Annotated in this window: 15 protein-coding genes; 10 read left to right on the top strand and 5 right to left on the bottom strand. The window is 72.9% G+C overall.

Annotated elements, in window-relative coordinates; all coding sequences use genetic code 11:
* Positions 1–27 precede the first annotated feature (27 nt).
* The gene (locus tag ACH4E7_RS06015) at positions 28–1,005 is read left to right on the top strand and encodes an alpha/beta fold hydrolase (RefSeq protein ID WP_396247770.1); all 978 of its coding nucleotides are present in this window, start codon (positions 28–30) and stop codon (positions 1,003–1,005) included.
* Positions 1,002–1,907 (top strand): SDR family oxidoreductase, encoded by a 906-nt coding sequence (locus ACH4E7_RS06010; protein ID WP_396247769.1) that lies wholly within the window; start codon positions 1,002–1,004, stop codon positions 1,905–1,907. Before ACH4E7_RS06015 ends, ACH4E7_RS06010 begins: the two co-directional genes overlap by 4 nt.
* An 86-nt stretch (positions 1,908–1,993) precedes the next feature.
* Here ACH4E7_RS06010 and ACH4E7_RS06005 read toward each other — a convergent pair whose 3' ends face one another.
* On the bottom strand, positions 1,994–3,316 hold the full coding sequence (locus ACH4E7_RS06005; protein ID WP_396247768.1) for a PLP-dependent aminotransferase family protein: 1,323 nt from the start codon (positions 3,314–3,316) through the stop codon (positions 1,994–1,996).
* A gap of 97 nt (positions 3,317–3,413) precedes the next feature.
* On the opposite strand from ACH4E7_RS06005, the gene ACH4E7_RS06000 reads away from it, so the two are divergent.
* The 3 genes from ACH4E7_RS06000 to ACH4E7_RS05990 all read left to right on the top strand — a co-directional run bounded on the left by ACH4E7_RS06000 (position 3,414) and on the right by ACH4E7_RS05990 (position 7,106).
* Entirely contained in the window at positions 3,414–4,085 is a 672-nt protein-coding gene (locus ACH4E7_RS06000) for a LysE family translocator (protein ID WP_396247767.1), read from the top strand.
* A 235-nt stretch (positions 4,086–4,320) separates the two neighbouring features.
* Positions 4,321–5,094, top strand: coding sequence for an SDR family NAD(P)-dependent oxidoreductase (locus tag ACH4E7_RS05995; RefSeq protein WP_396247766.1), 774 nt, complete (start codon positions 4,321–4,323; stop codon positions 5,092–5,094).
* Positions 5,095–5,258: 164 nt separating this feature from the next.
* A complete protein-coding gene (locus ACH4E7_RS05990) occupies positions 5,259–7,106 on the top strand; it encodes an ABC transporter ATP-binding protein (protein WP_396247765.1) in 1,848 nt (615 codons plus the stop codon).
* Positions 7,107–7,125: 19 nt separating this feature from the next.
* On the opposite strand, the gene ACH4E7_RS05985 is transcribed toward ACH4E7_RS05990, so the two are convergent.
* Complete coding sequence (locus ACH4E7_RS05985) at positions 7,126–7,794, bottom strand: lysophospholipid acyltransferase family protein (protein WP_393024317.1); 669 nt, start codon at positions 7,792–7,794, stop codon at positions 7,126–7,128.
* Positions 7,795–7,969: 175 nt separating this feature from the next.
* Here ACH4E7_RS05985 and ACH4E7_RS05980 point away from each other — a divergent pair, with 175 nt between their 5' ends.
* Positions 7,970–8,182, top strand: a complete 213-nt coding sequence (locus ACH4E7_RS05980) for an EF-hand domain-containing protein (protein WP_270142241.1) — start codon at positions 7,970–7,972, stop codon at positions 8,180–8,182.
* Positions 8,183–8,266: 84 nt separating this feature from the next.
* Here the strand turns inward: ACH4E7_RS05980 and ACH4E7_RS05975 are convergent, their stop codons facing one another.
* The gene (locus ACH4E7_RS05975) at positions 8,267–10,480 is read right to left on the bottom strand and encodes a CDP-glycerol glycerophosphotransferase family protein (RefSeq protein ID WP_396247764.1); all 2,214 of its coding nucleotides are present in this window, start codon (positions 10,478–10,480) and stop codon (positions 8,267–8,269) included.
* A 705-nt stretch (positions 10,481–11,185) separates the two neighbouring features.
* Here ACH4E7_RS05975 and ACH4E7_RS05970 point away from each other — a divergent pair.
* Together ACH4E7_RS05970 and ACH4E7_RS05965 are read left to right on the top strand one after the other, a co-directional pair.
* Positions 11,186–11,455 carry a hypothetical protein gene (locus ACH4E7_RS05970; RefSeq protein ID WP_380609447.1) on the top strand — a complete coding sequence of 90 codons (270 nt, stop codon included), beginning with the start codon at positions 11,186–11,188 and terminating at the stop codon, positions 11,453–11,455.
* Positions 11,456–11,680: 225 nt separating this feature from the next.
* Positions 11,681–12,136 (top strand): YjbQ family protein, encoded by a 456-nt coding sequence (locus tag ACH4E7_RS05965; protein WP_396247763.1) that lies wholly within the window; start codon positions 11,681–11,683, stop codon positions 12,134–12,136.
* Positions 12,137–12,171: 35 nt separating this feature from the next.
* Here ACH4E7_RS05965 and ACH4E7_RS05960 read toward each other — a convergent pair whose 3' ends face one another.
* Entirely contained in the window at positions 12,172–12,738 is a 567-nt protein-coding gene (locus ACH4E7_RS05960; RefSeq protein WP_396247762.1) for a DUF1990 family protein, read from the bottom strand.
* Between the two features lie 142 nt (positions 12,739–12,880).
* Positions 12,881–13,999: an FAD-dependent monooxygenase gene (locus ACH4E7_RS05955; RefSeq protein WP_396247761.1), complete on the bottom strand. Its 1,119-nt coding sequence runs from the start codon at positions 13,997–13,999 to the stop codon at positions 12,881–12,883.
* Positions 14,000–14,210: 211 nt separating this feature from the next.
* On the opposite strand from ACH4E7_RS05955, the gene ACH4E7_RS05950 reads away from it, so the two are divergent.
* Both ACH4E7_RS05950 and ACH4E7_RS05945 read left to right on the top strand, forming a co-directional pair.
* Positions 14,211–15,239, top strand: coding sequence for a TetR/AcrR family transcriptional regulator C-terminal domain-containing protein (locus ACH4E7_RS05950; protein WP_396247760.1), 1,029 nt, complete (start codon positions 14,211–14,213; stop codon positions 15,237–15,239).
* Between the two features lie 9 nt (positions 15,240–15,248).
* Complete coding sequence (locus ACH4E7_RS05945; protein ID WP_396247759.1) at positions 15,249–15,479, top strand: hypothetical protein; 231 nt, start codon at positions 15,249–15,251, stop codon at positions 15,477–15,479.
* The last annotated feature ends 9 nt before the right edge of the window (positions 15,480–15,488 follow it).

The following is a 15,488-nucleotide window of genomic DNA, read 5'->3' as shown; positions in this document are numbered from 1 at the left end:
GGCTGCCGTGCGAAGCGAGGTGGGCGCATGAGCGCCGCCGTCCAGTTGCCCGCCGAGTACGTGCCGCCCACGCCCGTCGAGGAGTCGAGCGTCCGCTCGGCCGACGGCATCCGGCTGCACGTCGAGGTGCACGGCCAGCCGGGCGCGCCCACCGTGGTGCTTGCCCACGGCTGGACCTGCTCGACCGCTTTCTGGGCCCCGGTGATCCGCGAACTCTCTGCCCGCTACCGGGTGGTGGCCTACGACCAGCGCGGCCACGGGCGCAGCGAGATCCCGCCGAGCCGGGCCCGCTACTCCACCCGGGCGCTCGCCGAGGACCTCGCCGCCGTGCTCGCGCGGACCGTTCCGGCGGGGGAGCGGGCGGTGCTGGCCGGGCACAGCATGGGCGGGATGACCATCATGGCCGCCGGCGGTCGCCCCGAGGTCGCCGAGCGCACCGCCGCCAATGTGCTGATCTCCACCGGCCCGGCCGAGTTGGTCGCGGAACTCACCGTCCTGCCGGATGGCGTACGAGCCCCGGGTCTGCGGCGCTTCCTGAACCGGCAGCTGCTGCGCTCCCGGATGCCGCTCGGGCCGGTCACGCCGATCAGCCGCGCCGCGCTCAAGTACGCCACGATGGGACCGAGTTCGCCCGCCGGTCAGGTCGAGGCGACGGCCCGGATCGTGCACGCCTGCCCGACCGCGGTCCGCGCCCACTGGGCCGGGGTGCTCGGCCGGCTGGACGTACGCGCCGGGCTCGGCCGGATCACCGCGCCGACCGCCGTGGTGGTCGGCACCGCGGACCGGCTGACCCCGCCCGTGCACGCCCACCGGATGGTCGCCGAACTCGCCGACCCACAGGGGCTGTTGCTGCTGCCCGGGGTCGGGCACATGGCGCCGCTGGAGCGGCCGGTGGAGGTCGCCGCCGAGATCCACCGGATGGCCGCCGCGCACCTGGCCGCCGAAACCCCCGTTTCCGTTCCCGCCGCCGCTGCTTCCGCCGTCGAGAGGACCACCGTCGCATGAACGCCATCCCGCCGTTGTCCGCACAGGTCGTGGTGGTCACCGGAGCCGCCCGCGGCATCGGGGCCTCGCTGGCCCGCAAGCTCGCCCGGCGCGGCGCCAAGGTCGCGTTGCTCGGGCTGGAGCCGGAGGAGCTGAAGGCCGTCGCGACGCAGTGCGGCGCGGCCGCCACCTCCTGGGAGGTGGACGTCACCGACGTGGAGGCGCTCAGCGACACCGCCCGCCGGATCAAGGAGCACTACGGGCGGATCGACACCGTGGTCGCCAACGCCGGCATCGCCATCGGCGGACCGCTCATCGACAGCGACCACCGGGCGTTCAGCCGGGTCATCGAGGTCAACCTGCTCGGCAGCGTGGCCACCGCGCGGGCCTTCCTGCCGGCGCTGACCGAGAGCCGCGGCTACCTGCTGCAGATCGCCTCGCTCGCCGCGCTGACGCCCGCGCCGCTGATGAGCGCGTACTGCGCCAGCAAGTCCGGAGTGGAGGCCTTCGCCCACTCGCTCCGCGCAGAGGTGGCCTACCAGGGGGTCAAGGTCGGTGTGGGGTACCTGAGTTGGACCGACACCGACATGGTGCGCGGCGCCGACCAGGACGCCCTGCTGAAGCAGATGCGCAGCCGACTGCCGTGGCCGGCCAACAAGACGTATCCGTTGGAGCCCGCGGTGGACCGGATCGTCGCCGGGATCGCCCGCCGGTCCCCCCATGTGTACGCCCAGGCCTGGCTGCGCGGCATGCAGCCGGTGCGCTGGCTGCTGCCGAGCCTGATCGCGGTGGTCGGCTCCCGCGACGTCGCCAAGATCGCCCCGCAGCTCGCCGCGACCGCAGCCTCCCGGCTGCGCGCCGTCGGGGCCGGTGGTGCCGCCGACACGGCGGCGCGGGGAAGGCGGGCGGGGGTGGACAGCTGACAGCTGACGGACCACGGCTGACAACTGACAGATTTCGAAATCTGAAATCTGAAATCTGTCAGTTGTCAGCTGTCAGCCGTGGGCTGTCAGCCGCTCGCCGCGATCCCCGCCAGCACCCCCAACGCCCGTGCCAGCGCCGGCGGCGGCGGCGAGGCCAACCCAACCCGGACCGCCGACGGCGTGCTCCGCGGGTCGACGGCGAACGCCGCCGCAGGCGTCACCGAGATTCCCGCCCGCGCCGCCGCCGCGACGAAGGTCTCCGCCCGCCAGGCCCCCGGCAGCTCCCACCACAGGTAGTACGAGCACGGGTCCGCCCGCAGTCGCTGCCCCGCCAGCACCTCCCGCGCCACTGCCTGCCGAGCCGCCGCGTCCACGCGCTTCGCCGCCTCGACCGCAGCCAGCGTCCCGTCCCCGATCCAGCGCACCGCTGCCTCCAGCGCGAAACCGCTCGGCGCCCATCCGCCCGCCCGCAGCGCGCCCGCCACCCGCTCGCGCACCCCGTCCGGGACGACCGCGAACCCGGTGGTCAGCCCCGGGGCGAGCCGTTTGGACAGGCTGTCCACCAGGACGGTCCGCTCGGGCGCCAGCGCGGCGAGCGGTGACAGCCCGGGCCGGAGGAAGGACCAGACCGCGTCCTCGACCACCGGCAGGTCCAGCCGGCGCAGCTCCCCGGCCAGCGCGACCGCCCGCTCGTACGGCAGGCTCGCCCCGGTCGGGTTCTGCAGTCGCGGCTGCACGTACACCGCGCGCAGCGGCGCCGCACGGTGGGCCGCCGCCACGGCCTCGGGCAGCAGCCCGTCCTCGTCCATCGCCAGCGGCACCAGCCGGATGCCCAGCCGCTCCGCCACCGCCTTGACCACCGGATAGGTCAGCGCCTCCACCCCCAGCCGCTGCCCCGGCGGCACCAGCGCGGACAGCGCCCCCGCCATGGACTGCCGCCCGTTGCCCGAGAACAGCAGGCGCTCCGGGTCGACCGGCCAGGCGTCCGTCGACAACAGCCCCGCGAAGGCCCGCCGCGCCGCGCCCGTCCCGACCGCGCCGACCGGCCGCAGCGCCTCGCCCAGCGCGTCGGCCCGCAGCAGCGGCGCCAGCCCGTCGGCCAGCAGCTCGTCCTGCCCGGGCGCGGTCGGGTAGTTGAGTTCCAGGTCGACCGGTACGGCGGCGGGCTCGGTGAGCGCGACCCGCCCGTCGTCCGTACCCTGCCCGGCCCGGACGAAGGTGCCCCGCCCGACCTCCCCGACGGTCAGCCCGCGTCGGACCAGTTCGCGGTAGACCCGGGTCGCCGTCGAGTCGGCGATGCCCCGGCTGCGGGCGAAGGCGCGCTGGGTGGGCAGCTGCTGGCCGGGTCGCAGCCGTCCGTCGGCGATGTCGGCGGCGATCCCGTCCGCGATCAGGCGGTAGTCCTCCATCGGCGGTCGGCTCCTCCCGAGCCCTGAGCGATACAGCATTGCACCGAGCACAAAGTCATCATTGCATCGAGCTCGCTGCGCACTCTAGCCTCCTCCCATGAGCGAGTTGGACGCGTTGATATCCGCGGTGGACGGCCACGCCGTGCTCGGCATCGCCGCCGTGGCGCTGGGCATGGCGCTGTCGCCGGGGCCGAACATGATCTACCTGGTCTCGCGCTCGATCGCGCAGGGCCGCCGCGCCGGGCTGGTGTCGTTGACGGGCGTCGCGACCGGCTTCCTGGTCTACCTGGTCGCGGTGACCGCCGGGGTGGCCGCCGTCTTCTCGGTGGTGCCCGCGCTCTATACCGCGATCAAGCTGGCCGGCGCCGGCTACCTGCTCTGGCTGGCCTGGAAGGCGGTCAAGCCGGGCGGCGCGGCGGTCTTCGCCCCGCAGCAGCTGCCCCCGGACCCGCCGCGCCGCCTGTTCGTGATGGGCTTCCTGACCTGCCTGCTCAACCCCAAGATCGCCATCATGTACATCTCGCTGCTGCCCCAGTTCGTGGCGCCCGAGCGCGGCCACGTCGCCCTGCAGAGCCTGGTGCTGGGCCTGGCCCAGATCGTGATCGCGGTCGCCGTCAACGGTCTGATCGCGATGAGCGCGGGCAGCATCGCGAACTTCCTCAGCCGCCGCCCGGCCTGGCTGCGCGTCCAGCGCTACGCGATGGGCACCGTCCTCGGCGGCCTCGCCGTGCACATCGCCGCCGACCGCGCCAAGGCCGTCGCGGCCTGATCGGTACGACTGGCGTCTCGGCCTCGGCGGCGTCGCGCCGTGTGACGCCGAGGCGGTTTCGGCCGGAGCCGAGCAAGCGTCGGATGCGCCTCCTCGCCTGGATCTCATCACCCGGTCGGACGATGCTCCTGTCCGGCGCTACGAGCACGACCGACCGTCCGTCTCCGCAGCCCGCTGAGCAGGGGAGTCGCCCTGGGTATGGGCTCGGCTGCGGCGAGTCGGTACGGTCGGGGGTATGACCACAGCCTTGATCACCGGCGCGACCGCCGGCATCGGAGCCGCGTTCGCCCGCCGGCTCGCCCGCAGCGGCTACCAGCTCGTCCTGGTGGCCCGGGACACCGAGCGCCTGGAGCGCGCGAGCGCCGACCTGCACGCCAAGTACGGCATCGAGGCGGAGGTGCTGCGCGCCGACCTCTCGACCGATGAGGGCATCGCCGCCGTCGAGGCCCGGCTCGGCGACGCCGAGCGCCCGGTGGACCTGCTGGTCAACAACGCCGGCTTCGGCAACAAGGGCGCCTTCGGGGCCGTGCCGCTCCAGGCCGAGCTGGACATGGTGAAGGTGCACATCGAGGCGGTCCTGCGGCTGACCACGGCCGCCCTTCCGGGGATGCGCGAGCGCGGCCGGGGCGCGATCGTCAACGTCGCCTCGGTGGCGGCCTTCCTGCCGCGCGGCACGTACGGGGCGAGCAAGGCGTGGGTGGTGAGCTTCACCCAGGGCGTGCTGCGCGACCTCGGCGGTACGGGCGTGCGGATGATGGCGCTGTGCCCGGGCTTCACCCGCACCGAGTTCCACGAGCGGGCCGGCATGGGAACCGGCAACATCCCGTCCTGGTCCTGGCTCTCGGCCGAGCGGGTGGTCGACGAGGCGATGCGCGACCTGGCGCGCGGCAAGTCGTTGTCGGTGCCGGGCAGGCGTTACAAGGCGGCGGTGGCCGTCGCCCGGATGCTGCCCTCCGGCAAGCTCGGCGGCCTGTCCTCCAAGGCGGCGCGCACCTACCGGACGAACTGAGGCCCCGGCGGTCGGTCGGGGTATCGCAGCCGCGAGGGAATAGAGTCACCCTCACTATTAGCTTGCCTAACTATGAGCTGCTCTCGCTATGCTGGCACTCACCCGACCGCCGCCCCCGCGCCCGGCCCCACGCCCCCGCGCACCCGACCCAGGGAGGCCCGTCCTTGAGGCCCGCCGCCATCGACTGGACCCCGCCCGAGCACGCCAAGGGCGATCCCCGCCCGCCGGCCCAGTGGCGGCGCATCCTCGCGCTGTTCCGCCCGTACCGGGGCCGCCTCGCCACCGTCGGGCTGCTGGTGGCCGCCTCCGCCGTGGTCTCCGTCGTCTCCCCGTTCCTGCTCAAGGCCGTCCTGGACACCGCCATCCCGCAGGGCCGCACCGGACTGCTCAGCCTGCTCGCGCTCGGGATGATCCTCACCGCCGTGGTGAACAGCGTCTTCAACGTGCTGCAGACGCTGATCTCCACCACCGTCGGCCAACGGGTCATGCACGACCTGCGCACCTCCGTCTACAGCCACCTGCAGCGGCAGTCGCTGGCCTTCTTCACCCGCACCCGCACCGGCGAGGTGCAGTCCCGGATCGCCAACGACATCGGCGGCATGCAGTCCACGGTGACCTCCACCGCGACCAGCCTGGTCTCCAACCTCACCGCGGTGATCGCCTCGATCGTCGCCATGGTCGCGCTGGACTGGCGGCTGACCGTCGTCTCGCTGCTGCTGCTCCCGCTGTTCGTCTGGATCAGCCGACGGGTCGGCCAGGAGCGCAAGAAGATCACCACCGAGCGGCAGAAGCAGCTGGCCGCGATGAGTTCGGCGGTCCAGGAGTCGCTCTCGGTCAGCGGTATCCTGCTCGGCCGCACGATGGGCCGCTCCGACTCGCTCGCCCGGGAGTTCACCGGGCAGTCCGACCAGCTCGCCGACCTGGAGGTGCGGGCCAGCATGGCCGGGCGCTGGCGGATGAACACCATCCAGATCGTGATGGCCGCGATGCCCGCGCTGATCTACTGGGCGGCCGGGCTGACCTCCGCCGCCGGCGCGCCGATCGTCTCGGTCGGCACCCTGGTCGCCTTCGTCACCCTCCAGCAGGGCCTGTTCCGGCCGACCGTCAGCCTGCTCTCCACCGGCGTGGACGTGCAGACCTCGCTCGCGCTGTTCCAGCGCATCTTCGAGTACCTCGACCTGCCGGTGGAGATCGCCGAGCCGGCGCACCCGGTGAGCCTGACGGACATCCGCGGCGAGGTCCGCTTCGAGGGCGTCGACTTCCGCTACGACCCCGAGCAGGAGCGCCCGACCCTGGCCGGCGTCGAACTCAAGGTCCCGGCCGGGAGTTCACTGGCCGTGGTCGGCGAGACCGGCTCCGGCAAGACCACCCTCAGCTACCTCGTGCCGCGGCTGTACGACGTCACCGGCGGCCGGGTCACCCTGGACGGCGTGGACGTGCGCGAGCTGTCCTTCGACACGCTGGCCCGCGCGGTCGGCGTGGTCTCCCAGGAGACCTACCTCTTCCACGCCTCGGTCGCCGAGAACCTGCGCTTCGCCAAGCCCGGGGCCAGCGACGCCGAACTGGTCGAGGCCGCCCGGGCCGCGCAGGTCCACGACACCATCGCCGCCCTCCCGGACGGCTACGACACCCTCGTCGGCGAACGCGGCTACCGCTTCTCCGGCGGCGAGAAGCAGCGCCTCGCACTCGCCCGCACCATCCTGCGCAACCCGCCGGTGCTGATCCTGGACGAAGCCACCAGCGCGCTGGACAACCGCACCGAACGGGCCGTCCAGCAGGCCGTGGACACCCTGGCCGCCGGCCGTACCACCATCACCATCGCGCACCGGCTCTCCACCGTCCGCTCCGCCGACCAGATCGCCGTGCTCGACCACGGTGAGGTGGTCGAACTCGGCACCCACGAGGAACTGGTGGAGCTGGACGGCCGGTACGCGGCGCTGCTGCGCCGGGAGGCACCGGACGCGGCGGAGGCGGCGGCCTCCCTGCCGGAAGCCGCCCTCGGACACGCGTAAGGCCGTCGGGGAGGGGCGGTCAGGCCGCCTTCGGCACCTCGTTGTAGCTCTCCACGACCTCCTGGCCGGAGAGCCGCTGGATCGCCGCCATCACCTCGTCGGTCACCTGGCGACGGGCCTTCAGCGAGCGGGCCTGCCCGTGCAGCTCGTCGAAGTGCAGCGGCTCGCCGAAGCGGACGGTCACCTTCTTGATCCGCGGGACGCGCTTGCCCACCGGCAGAATCTGCTCCGGGCCCTCCAGGGCCACCGGCACGACCGGAACGCCCGCGGTCAGCGCGAGCCAGGCGACGCCCGTCTTGCCCCGGTAGAGCCGGCCGTCGAGGGACCTGGTGCCCTCGGGGTAGATGCCGAAGGCCTTGCCGTCCTCCAGGATCTCCAGCGCCGACTCCAGCGAGGCCTGAGCGGAACGGTAGGTGCCGCGCTCGACCGGTACCGCGCCGATCGACTCGAAGAAGCCCTTGGAGATGCGGCCCTTGAGGCCCGGTGCGTTCCAGTACTCGGCCTTGGCGAGGAAGTGCACCCGGCGCGGGGCGGTCAGCGGGATCACCACGCTGTCGATGAACGACAGGTGGTTGCTGGCCAGGATCACCCCGCCCTTGCGCGGCACGTTCTCGGCACCCTCGATGACCGGGCGCCAGATCCCCCGTGACACGGGTTTCAGCACCAGCCTGGTGACGAGATCGAGCATGTTCCCTCCCTGGACGAACGACCGCCCGGGAGGTGCCCGGGCCCGCAATCAGATCCGCAGACTACGACACCCACCCCCGCGCCCGTCCACTCCCGCCCGCCGTGGCGCGTACCACGGCCGGGTAGGGTACGGCCGTCCGAACCGAGCACGACCCCGCAGTACCCAGGAGGAAACGATGGAGAGCGTCGAGGCCATCAAGGAGATGTTCGACCGTTTCGACAAGAACGGCGACGGCAAGATCACTGCGGCCGAGTACGCGCTGGCCGCCAACGAGATGGGCGACCACAGCGTCACCATCTCGATGGCCGAGGCGCTGATCCACGCGATGGACACCCGTCACCAGGGCTACCTGGACTTCGAGGAGTTCCTGGCCGCCCGCCAGCGCTGAACTCGCGCCGACGGGGCCGGTCGCCGTACCGGCGGCACCGGCCCCGTCCGCAGGCTCCGAGGCCCTGCCCGCGGCCCCGCAGGGTCAGCCGTGCGCGACCGGGAACACCCGGCGCACCACCCGCTCCGCCGCCCCGCCGTCGTCCCAGACGCAGAACTTCTCCCGGAACCTCGCCCGCGCCGCCGGCTCCGGATCGCCCGCCCGCAGCGCCCGCGCCAGCCCGTCCGCGTCCGTCGTGACCGCGCCCGGCGGCTCCTCGAACAGGTCGAAGTACACGCCGCGCTCGCGCTGGTACTCCTCCCAGTCCGGCGCGAAGACGACGACCGGCCGGTCCAGCACCGCGTAGTCGAACATCATCGACGAGTAGTCCGTCACCAGCGCGTCCGCGGCCAGGTAGAGGTCCTCCACGGTCGGGTGCGCCGACACGTCCACGATCTCCGCCGCGTCCTCGCCCGCCACCAGGTCGCCCGGGCCGCCGGCGTGGAAGTAGTGGGTGCGCACCAGCAGCGTGAACCGCGGACCCAGCCGCCGGGCCAGCTCCTCCACGTCCAGCAGCGGCAGGTAGCCGCCCTTGCCGCCGCGGTGGGTCGGCGCGTACAGCACGGCCGTGGTTCCGGGCCGCAGCCCGAACCGCTCCCGCATCGCCCGGACTTCCTCCGGGGTCGCGTTGGCCAGCCGGTCGTTGCGCGGGTAGCCGGTGTCCAGCATCTCGTACCGGCCCGGGAAGGCCCGGGCGAAGTGCTCGCTGGTGTGCGGGTTGGAGGAGACCAGGAAGTCCCAGCGGTCGATGGCCTCCTGGAGCCGGTCGAAGTCCATCCCCTCGGCCGCCTCCGGGCGCTTCCGCAGGTCCATGCCCATCGCCTTGAGCGGGGTGCCGTGCTGGGTCTGGACGTGCACCGTGCCCGGCCGCTTCACCATCGTGCGCGGGAAGTTGACGTTGTTGACGAAGTACTTGGCGGTCGCCATCGCCTTGAGGTACGCGGGTGTGTTGACGATCACATACGGCACGCCGGGCGGCATGGTGGCGGCCTGGGTGCGGTTCTCCACCACCCACACGCCCCGGATCTGCGGGGCGAGTTCCTTAGCCTTCTCGTAGATCGCCGCAGGGCTGCACGCGTAACCCCGGTGCCAGTACGCGGCGTAGACCGCCAGGTGCTCGTCCAGCGGGAGGCGGCGGAAGGCGTTGTACGCGGTGAACCGGGCGCCGCTGCGCACACCCTTCTTCACCGCGGGCGCCACCGACCGTGCCCCGCGCTTGAGTTCGCGCGGCAGGCGGCCGGTGCGGCGCAGCTCCGCGTACGCGATCCGGGCGCCGCGCGCGGCCAGCCGGTACTGCACACCGCGCACCCCGCCGGGGAAGCGGTAGTCGGCCGGGCGGTGCCGCTCGAAGTGCTGGGAGATCCGGCGGAAGAACTCCTTGCGCCGGTCGGCGGGGACGAGCCCGGGGGTGTCGTAGACGTTCAGCGCCTGGCGGACGGTCCGGTCGAAGACCAGGGTGCGCAGCGACGCCGGGACGGGCCGACCGGGGTGGTCCTCCGGGCTGCCCGACCGGTCCATGAAGGCGAAGATCGCGTCGTACTGGGCGAAGACGTCGGCGTGCTTGGGGGAGGCGGTCGCGGTGATCGCGCCGTCCCGGCCGCGCCGGTAGAAGTAGCAGGGGCGGTCGAGGTAGCGCAGCCGCTCGGCGGCCAGCAGTGCGGGGTAGGTGACCGAGATGTCCTCGTAGTAGCCGCGGCCGAAGGCGACGCCCAGGCCCTCCAGGAAGGCGCGGCGGAAGACCTTGTTCCACACCGACATCACGGTCTGGAACAGCGCCGGGTGCTCGGCCAGCGTGCAGCCCTCGACCAACGGGGAGCCGACCAGCACGTGCCGCCAGGGGTTGGGCTCCGTCCCGCCGTCCGGGTAGACGTGGGTGAAGTCGGTGAGCAGCACGTCGGCGGGGGTCTCCAGGCGGCGCTCCTGCTCCAGCTCGTCCAGGATCACGCCGACGGTCCGCTCGGGCACCCAGTCGTCGCTGTCCACGAACCAGACGTACTCGCCGCGCACCAGCGGCAGGGCGGCCGCCCGGGCGCCGCCGAGGCCCTGGTTCTCGGTGAGGTGCAGCACTCGCAGGCGGGGGTCGCGGGCCGCGTAGGCGTCCAGGATCGCGCCGGAGCCGTCGGGGGAGAGGTCGTCGACCGCGATCACCTCGAAGCGGGTCTCCGTGGCGTGGGTTTCGCCGAGGATGGAGTCGAGGCAGCGCGGCAGGTACCGCTCCACGCCGTGGACCGGAAGCACGATGCTGAGGAGGAGGGACACGCTGGCCGAGTCTACCGATCCACCGGGCGCGACCTGCGGGGACGTCCGGTCGGTGGTGGGCGGCGGGGGCCGGGCCCGGAACCGCCGGTGCCGGGCCCCGAGCGGGGCGGCACCGGCAGTCTGGTGGCGGCCCGGCCGACCCTCTACGGCCGGCCGCCGGTCCGGGCACCCTGCGAGCCTGGCCACCGCAGCGTCGAGGTGACCGGGCAGTGGCTCGCGGGAGCCGGAGTTTGATCGAGTCATTTCATCACTCGAACACGCGCCTGGGTGCGGTGCGGGCACCCAACACGTGCAACAGATATTGCTTGGAGGATCGACGCGAGTCAATCCCCCGAATGTGTTCACTTCATGAACCATCCCACTGGCGCCGATCGTCCCGCCGGTGATCGTTTTATCGACCTTGTGGTTGTCCCCTATATGGGGGCGACTCGTCGACATGGCCGCGAGACCGTCCGGACGCCCCCGTGCGCCCGGCGCGTACCGCGCGAACGGGCGCCGGGCCAATGCCTCCTGGCCCTGCTGACGGCCCGCGGGTCGTGCACCATCATTGATGCCTAGTCGTGACCGGAGGGGTGGCCCCTGGTGCATCGTCAGTTGGCGCTGCACGATACGGTGGCACAACACCAAGGACGGTTGCGCGAAGGCCGTCTGTCACGGATAGTCTTCGCCTCACGGCCCTGGCGCCTCGTAGGGGTGGGAAAACTGATGGAACACATGCAAGTGCGGACTCGGCCCCGTGTGCCGGCGATCCAGTGCGGTGTCGGTGCGACCGGCCGCCGGATCGACCGACACCTGGCCGTGCTCGGCGCGCCCGCACTCTCGGCGGTTGACACCGCCGAGGCGCTCGGGCTGATAAGGGAGCTGACGCCGCGCGGCGCCGACGCCCCGGCGGCGGCCCGTCGTCGCCACACCCGGGTCTCGTTGCTGGCGCCACTGCGCCGGCTGCGGCGCAGCCTCTTCGGCGGGCGCGGCTAGCGGCCTCCCGGTCGCGGCCGACCCGGGCCTGACTCGACCCGGCGGACCAACCGGTCCGTCGGGTCTTCGTCGTGTCCGGAAGTCCGCCGGCGGGCAGGCCCGTCGCGCGGTGGATCCACCCGCCGATTTGGTCTGAACCTCTCACTCTATGCGAGTTTGCCTCCCTGGCAAGGGCAGACGGCGAGGCAGTACGCCCGGCCCGCTGACCTGGGTCAGGATGGCGCCATGGCGGACAACAACCACTCCACGTCGACCGGCTCAACCGGCTCGTTCCAGACCACCACCCTGGAGATCACCACCGGCAGCCGTGAGGTCGCGCTCGACATCACGGACCGCTGCGCCGTGTTCCTCAACGAGCGGGCCGCCGGGCGCGACGGCCTGCTCAACGTGTTCGTCCCGCACGCCACCGCCGGGATCGCCGTCCTGGAGACCGGCTCGGGCAGCGACGACGACTTCCTCGCCACCCTGCGCGACCTGCTCCCGGCCGACGGCCGCTGGCGCCACCGGCACGGCAGCCCCGGCCACGGGCGCGACCACGTGGTGCCCGGCCTGGTCGCCCCGCACGCCACCCTGCCGGTGATCGGCGGGCAGCTGGCGCTCGGAGTCTGGCAGTCCGTGGTGCTGATCGACACCAACGGGGACAACCCGCGCCGCACCGTCCGGCTGTCGTTCCTGGGCTAGGGCCTTGTCCGGCGGATCTTGCCGGGGCAGGGCGATCAGCGGGCCGGGGTGGCGTCGGCGACGTGCTCGGCCACGGCGGTCAGGTAGCGCTCGATCGCCAGGTGCTGGCAGAGCAGCGCGACCGGACGGCCCAGTCGGGCGTACCAGGCGGAGAGCCGGGAGAACGCGGCGACCTCGAACCACACCTCGCCGTCGGCGTCCATCGACACCAGGAACGACTCCTCGCCGCACTCCGGGTGCCCGGGAAGCGTTCCGTACGCGAAGCCGATCCGGTCCGGCTCCGCCACCGTCCACACCACTCGGCAGGGGATCACCAGGCGCGGCCACCGGGTGCCCGGCAGGTTCAGCCGCAGGAGCACGGTGGCCCCCTCCCGGGCCAGCTCGCCCGGCCACACCGCGAAGCCCGTCCCCAACTGGCTGCCCCAGCCGAGCACATACCGCCCGGCCCGCTCCAGCGCCTGCGGCCCGTGCCCCAGGTGGATCCGCCGCCGTAGATGCGCGTACCCGTCCGGTAGCCGACCGCCCCGGGTGGCCCCGACCTCGGCGTAGGTGGGGGTGGTGGCCCGGGCGGCATGCAGACGTCGGTGGAGATCGGCGACCATGTCGGCCACGGTAGTCGGGGGGTGGTGGCGCTCTGTGGGTGGGGCGGCTCGGACGACGGCGAACAGATGACGGATGACAGATGTTGAAATCCGTCATCTGTCATCTGTTATCTGTTATCTGGTCGCTGTCATCCGTCGGTCGTCATCCGTCCAGTGCGATCGCGTTCTTCGCCCGCTCCACCGAATCCTCGGAAGCCGGCCCGCCCGGGTTCTCGGTGGCCAGCGCCTGATTGAGCCGGACGAACGGGCGCAGCCGCCGCTCGTGCTCGGCGTAGGCGGCGCGGTGCTCCCCGCCGGAGCGGGTGAGGGCGTCGGCCAGCACGTACGCGCCGACCAGGGCGAGGCTGGTGCCCTGACCCGACAGCGGGGAGGCGCAGTAACCCGCGTCCCCGAGCAGGGCGACCCGGCCCCGTGACCAGCGGTCCAGGTGGATCTGCGCCATGGAGTCGCAGTAGAAGTCCGGCGCTTCGGCCAGGGCCTTCAGCAGCCTCGGAGTCTCCCAGCGCAACGCGGTCATCCGTTCGGCGACGAGGGCCTTCTGCGCCTCGGGACCGCGCCGTCCGGCCGGCAGCGGCTCGCCCGCGAAGCCGAAGCTGATCCGCAGCTCGGAGTTGCCGCGCACCGGGTAGACGCCGTAGCCCGCCTCGCCTTCGCGCAGCCAGAGCTGCCAGTCCTCCAGGGCGAGGAAGTTGTCCGCGCTGAAGATCGCCAGGTGCATGCCGAGGTGGCGGGCGAAGCGCTCCTCGGGCCCGAAGGCCAGCCGGCGTACGGTCGAGTGCAGGCCGTCGGCCCCCACGACCAGGTCGAAGCGTCGAGGCTCGGCGCGCTCGAAGCAGATGAAGGCGCCGTCCTCGCCCTCGGCCCGGTCGAGCGCGGTGACGGTGTCCCCGAAGACCAGCTCGACGCCCTCCGCCGCCGCCCGGTCGTGCAGCACGCGGACGAGGTCCTCACGCAGCAGCTCGACGTCCTCGCTGTCGAGTCGCCCGCCGCTGAAGGTGCTCTCGGTGGAGCGGTGGATCTCCCGGCCGTCGCCGTCCAGTACGGACATGCCCCGCATCCGGGTGCGGTGGGCGCGGATCTCCTCCAGCAGCCCGAGCCGATCGACCACCTTCAGCGCGACCCCGCGGACGTCCACCGCCTGCCCGCCGCCGCGCAGCCCGTCGGCCCGCTCCACGACCGTGGGGGCGAAGCCTCGACGGCTCAGCGAGACGGCGAGCGCGAGGCCCGCGATGCCGCCGCCGGAGATGAGCACGGACTTCATTGACAGCTCCCTGCCGTTGGTGCGCCGATGGCGCTCGTACGGTGTATGCGTCCTGAATGTACGGCGTACGTACAGGGCTGCCAAGGGCCGCTTTCCCGCTGCTGCGCTAGTGCAGCCAGCGGATTCGAGGGAGCGCCGCTGGTAGGGTCTGAGCTAGTACAGCACTGGTCATCGCGGAAAGAGATCCGCATCACCTGAGGGAGCCGGCCGCATGGTCTCCACGCCCGAGCCCGTCCCGCCCTACCGGCGCATCGTCGACCAGATCGCCCGGCGGATCACGGACGGCACGCTCGCACCGGGCGAGCGGGTGCCCTCGACCCGGCGGATCGCCCGGGAGTGGAACGTCGCCCTCGCCACGGCCACCAAAGCGCTCACCACTCTGCGGCTGGAAGGCCTGGTCGAGACCCTGCCCCGGGTGGGCACGGTGGTGGCGGCCCGCCAGGCGCCCCGGCGTCGTCCGAGCGCTCCTTCGGCAGAGGCTTCGCCGACCGCCGTTTCGGCGGCCTCGGGGGCGGCCGTCGAGCTGAGCCGGGAGGCGATCGTCCGGGCCGCCCTGGAGATCGCCGACCGCGAGGGCCTCGCCGCGCTCTCCATGCGCAGCGTCGCCGCCCGACTGGGCGTGGCGGCGATGTCCCCGTACCGGTACGTGCCGAGCAAGGACGACCTGGTGCTGCTGATGGCGGACGCGGTCTTCGGCGAGGAGACGTACCCGGCCGAGCCGACGGGGGACTGGCGGGCACGCCTGGAGCTCGGCGCGCACACCCTGTGGCGGACCTACCGCCGCCACCCCTGGCTCGCGCAGGTCGGCGCGCTCACCCGGCCGCTGATGCTGCCCGCGCTGATGGACCACGCCGAGTGGGCGCTCGCCGCCCTGGACGGCCACGGTCTGGACGCCGCGACCATGCTCGACCTGCACGTCCTGCTCTACTGCTACGTCCAGGGCGTCGCCGTCCACCTGGAACGGGAGGCCCAGGCCGAGGCCGGTACCGGCCTCACCGAGGAGCAGTGGATGGACCACCAGGGCCCGGCACTGGCGGCGCTGGTCGCGGGGGAGCGGCACCCGGTGTTCGCACGGACCGTCGGGAGCGTCGGGGGCGGCTACGACCTGGACCTGGACTCGCTGTTCGCGTTCGGGCTGGGGCCGATGCTCGACGGGGTCGGGGCGATGATCGAGGCGGCCCGGGCCCGGGCCGGGGGTCTCCGCGGCGGCGTCTTGCCGCAGGGCGGGGGCGGGGAGTAGGAAGGCGGCATGAGTGGCGCGGCGGACGATGTGGTGGTGACCGAGGGCGCGGCGGTGTGTGAGCTCGCGCCGGACGGCTCGGCGGAGGCCGCGCTGCGGCACGACCCGGGGGCGACCGGGCCGCGGGCCGACTGTGTGCTGTGCGGGGAGCCGACCGAGCTGCCGGCCGATCAGCCGGGCAGCACCCTGTGCCCGGTGTGCGCCTGGCAGCAGGCGCAGCGGGTGGCGTGTTCGGGCTGACAGGCCGTT

The organism is Kitasatospora sp. NPDC018058, from assembly GCF_044327205.1.
Lineage (GTDB): Bacteria > Actinomycetota > Actinomycetes > Streptomycetales > Streptomycetaceae > Kitasatospora.
This window is presented reverse-complemented; position numbering and strand designations above follow the sequence as displayed.

Excerpts from the sequence above, each read along its gene's own strand:
- ACH4E7_RS05950 (WP_396247760.1), top strand. The coding sequence starts at position 14,211 with ATGGTCTCCACGCCCGAGCCCGTCCCGCCCTACCGGCGCATCGTCGAC.
- ACH4E7_RS06000 (WP_396247767.1), top strand. The coding sequence starts at position 3,414 with ATGAGCGAGTTGGACGCGTTGATATCCGCGGTGGACGGCCACGCCGTG.
- ACH4E7_RS05945 (WP_396247759.1), top strand. The coding sequence starts at position 15,249 with ATGAGTGGCGCGGCGGACGATGTGGTGGTGACCGAGGGCGCGGCGGTG.
- ACH4E7_RS05970 (WP_380609447.1), top strand. The coding sequence starts at position 11,186 with ATGGAACACATGCAAGTGCGGACTCGGCCCCGTGTGCCGGCGATCCAG.
- ACH4E7_RS05960 (WP_396247762.1), bottom strand. The coding sequence starts at position 12,738 with ATGGTCGCCGATCTCCACCGACGTCTGCATGCCGCCCGGGCCACCACC.
- ACH4E7_RS05980 (WP_270142241.1), top strand. The coding sequence starts at position 7,970 with ATGGAGAGCGTCGAGGCCATCAAGGAGATGTTCGACCGTTTCGACAAG.
- ACH4E7_RS05985 (WP_393024317.1), bottom strand. The coding sequence starts at position 7,794 with ATGCTCGATCTCGTCACCAGGCTGGTGCTGAAACCCGTGTCACGGGGG.
- ACH4E7_RS05995 (WP_396247766.1), top strand. The coding sequence starts at position 4,321 with ATGACCACAGCCTTGATCACCGGCGCGACCGCCGGCATCGGAGCCGCG.
- ACH4E7_RS06010 (WP_396247769.1), top strand. The coding sequence starts at position 1,002 with ATGAACGCCATCCCGCCGTTGTCCGCACAGGTCGTGGTGGTCACCGGA.
- ACH4E7_RS05965 (WP_396247763.1), top strand. The coding sequence starts at position 11,681 with ATGGCGGACAACAACCACTCCACGTCGACCGGCTCAACCGGCTCGTTC.
- ACH4E7_RS05955 (WP_396247761.1), bottom strand. The coding sequence starts at position 13,999 with ATGAAGTCCGTGCTCATCTCCGGCGGCGGCATCGCGGGCCTCGCGCTC.
- ACH4E7_RS06015 (WP_396247770.1), top strand. The coding sequence starts at position 28 with ATGAGCGCCGCCGTCCAGTTGCCCGCCGAGTACGTGCCGCCCACGCCC.
- ACH4E7_RS06005 (WP_396247768.1), bottom strand. The coding sequence starts at position 3,316 with ATGGAGGACTACCGCCTGATCGCGGACGGGATCGCCGCCGACATCGCC.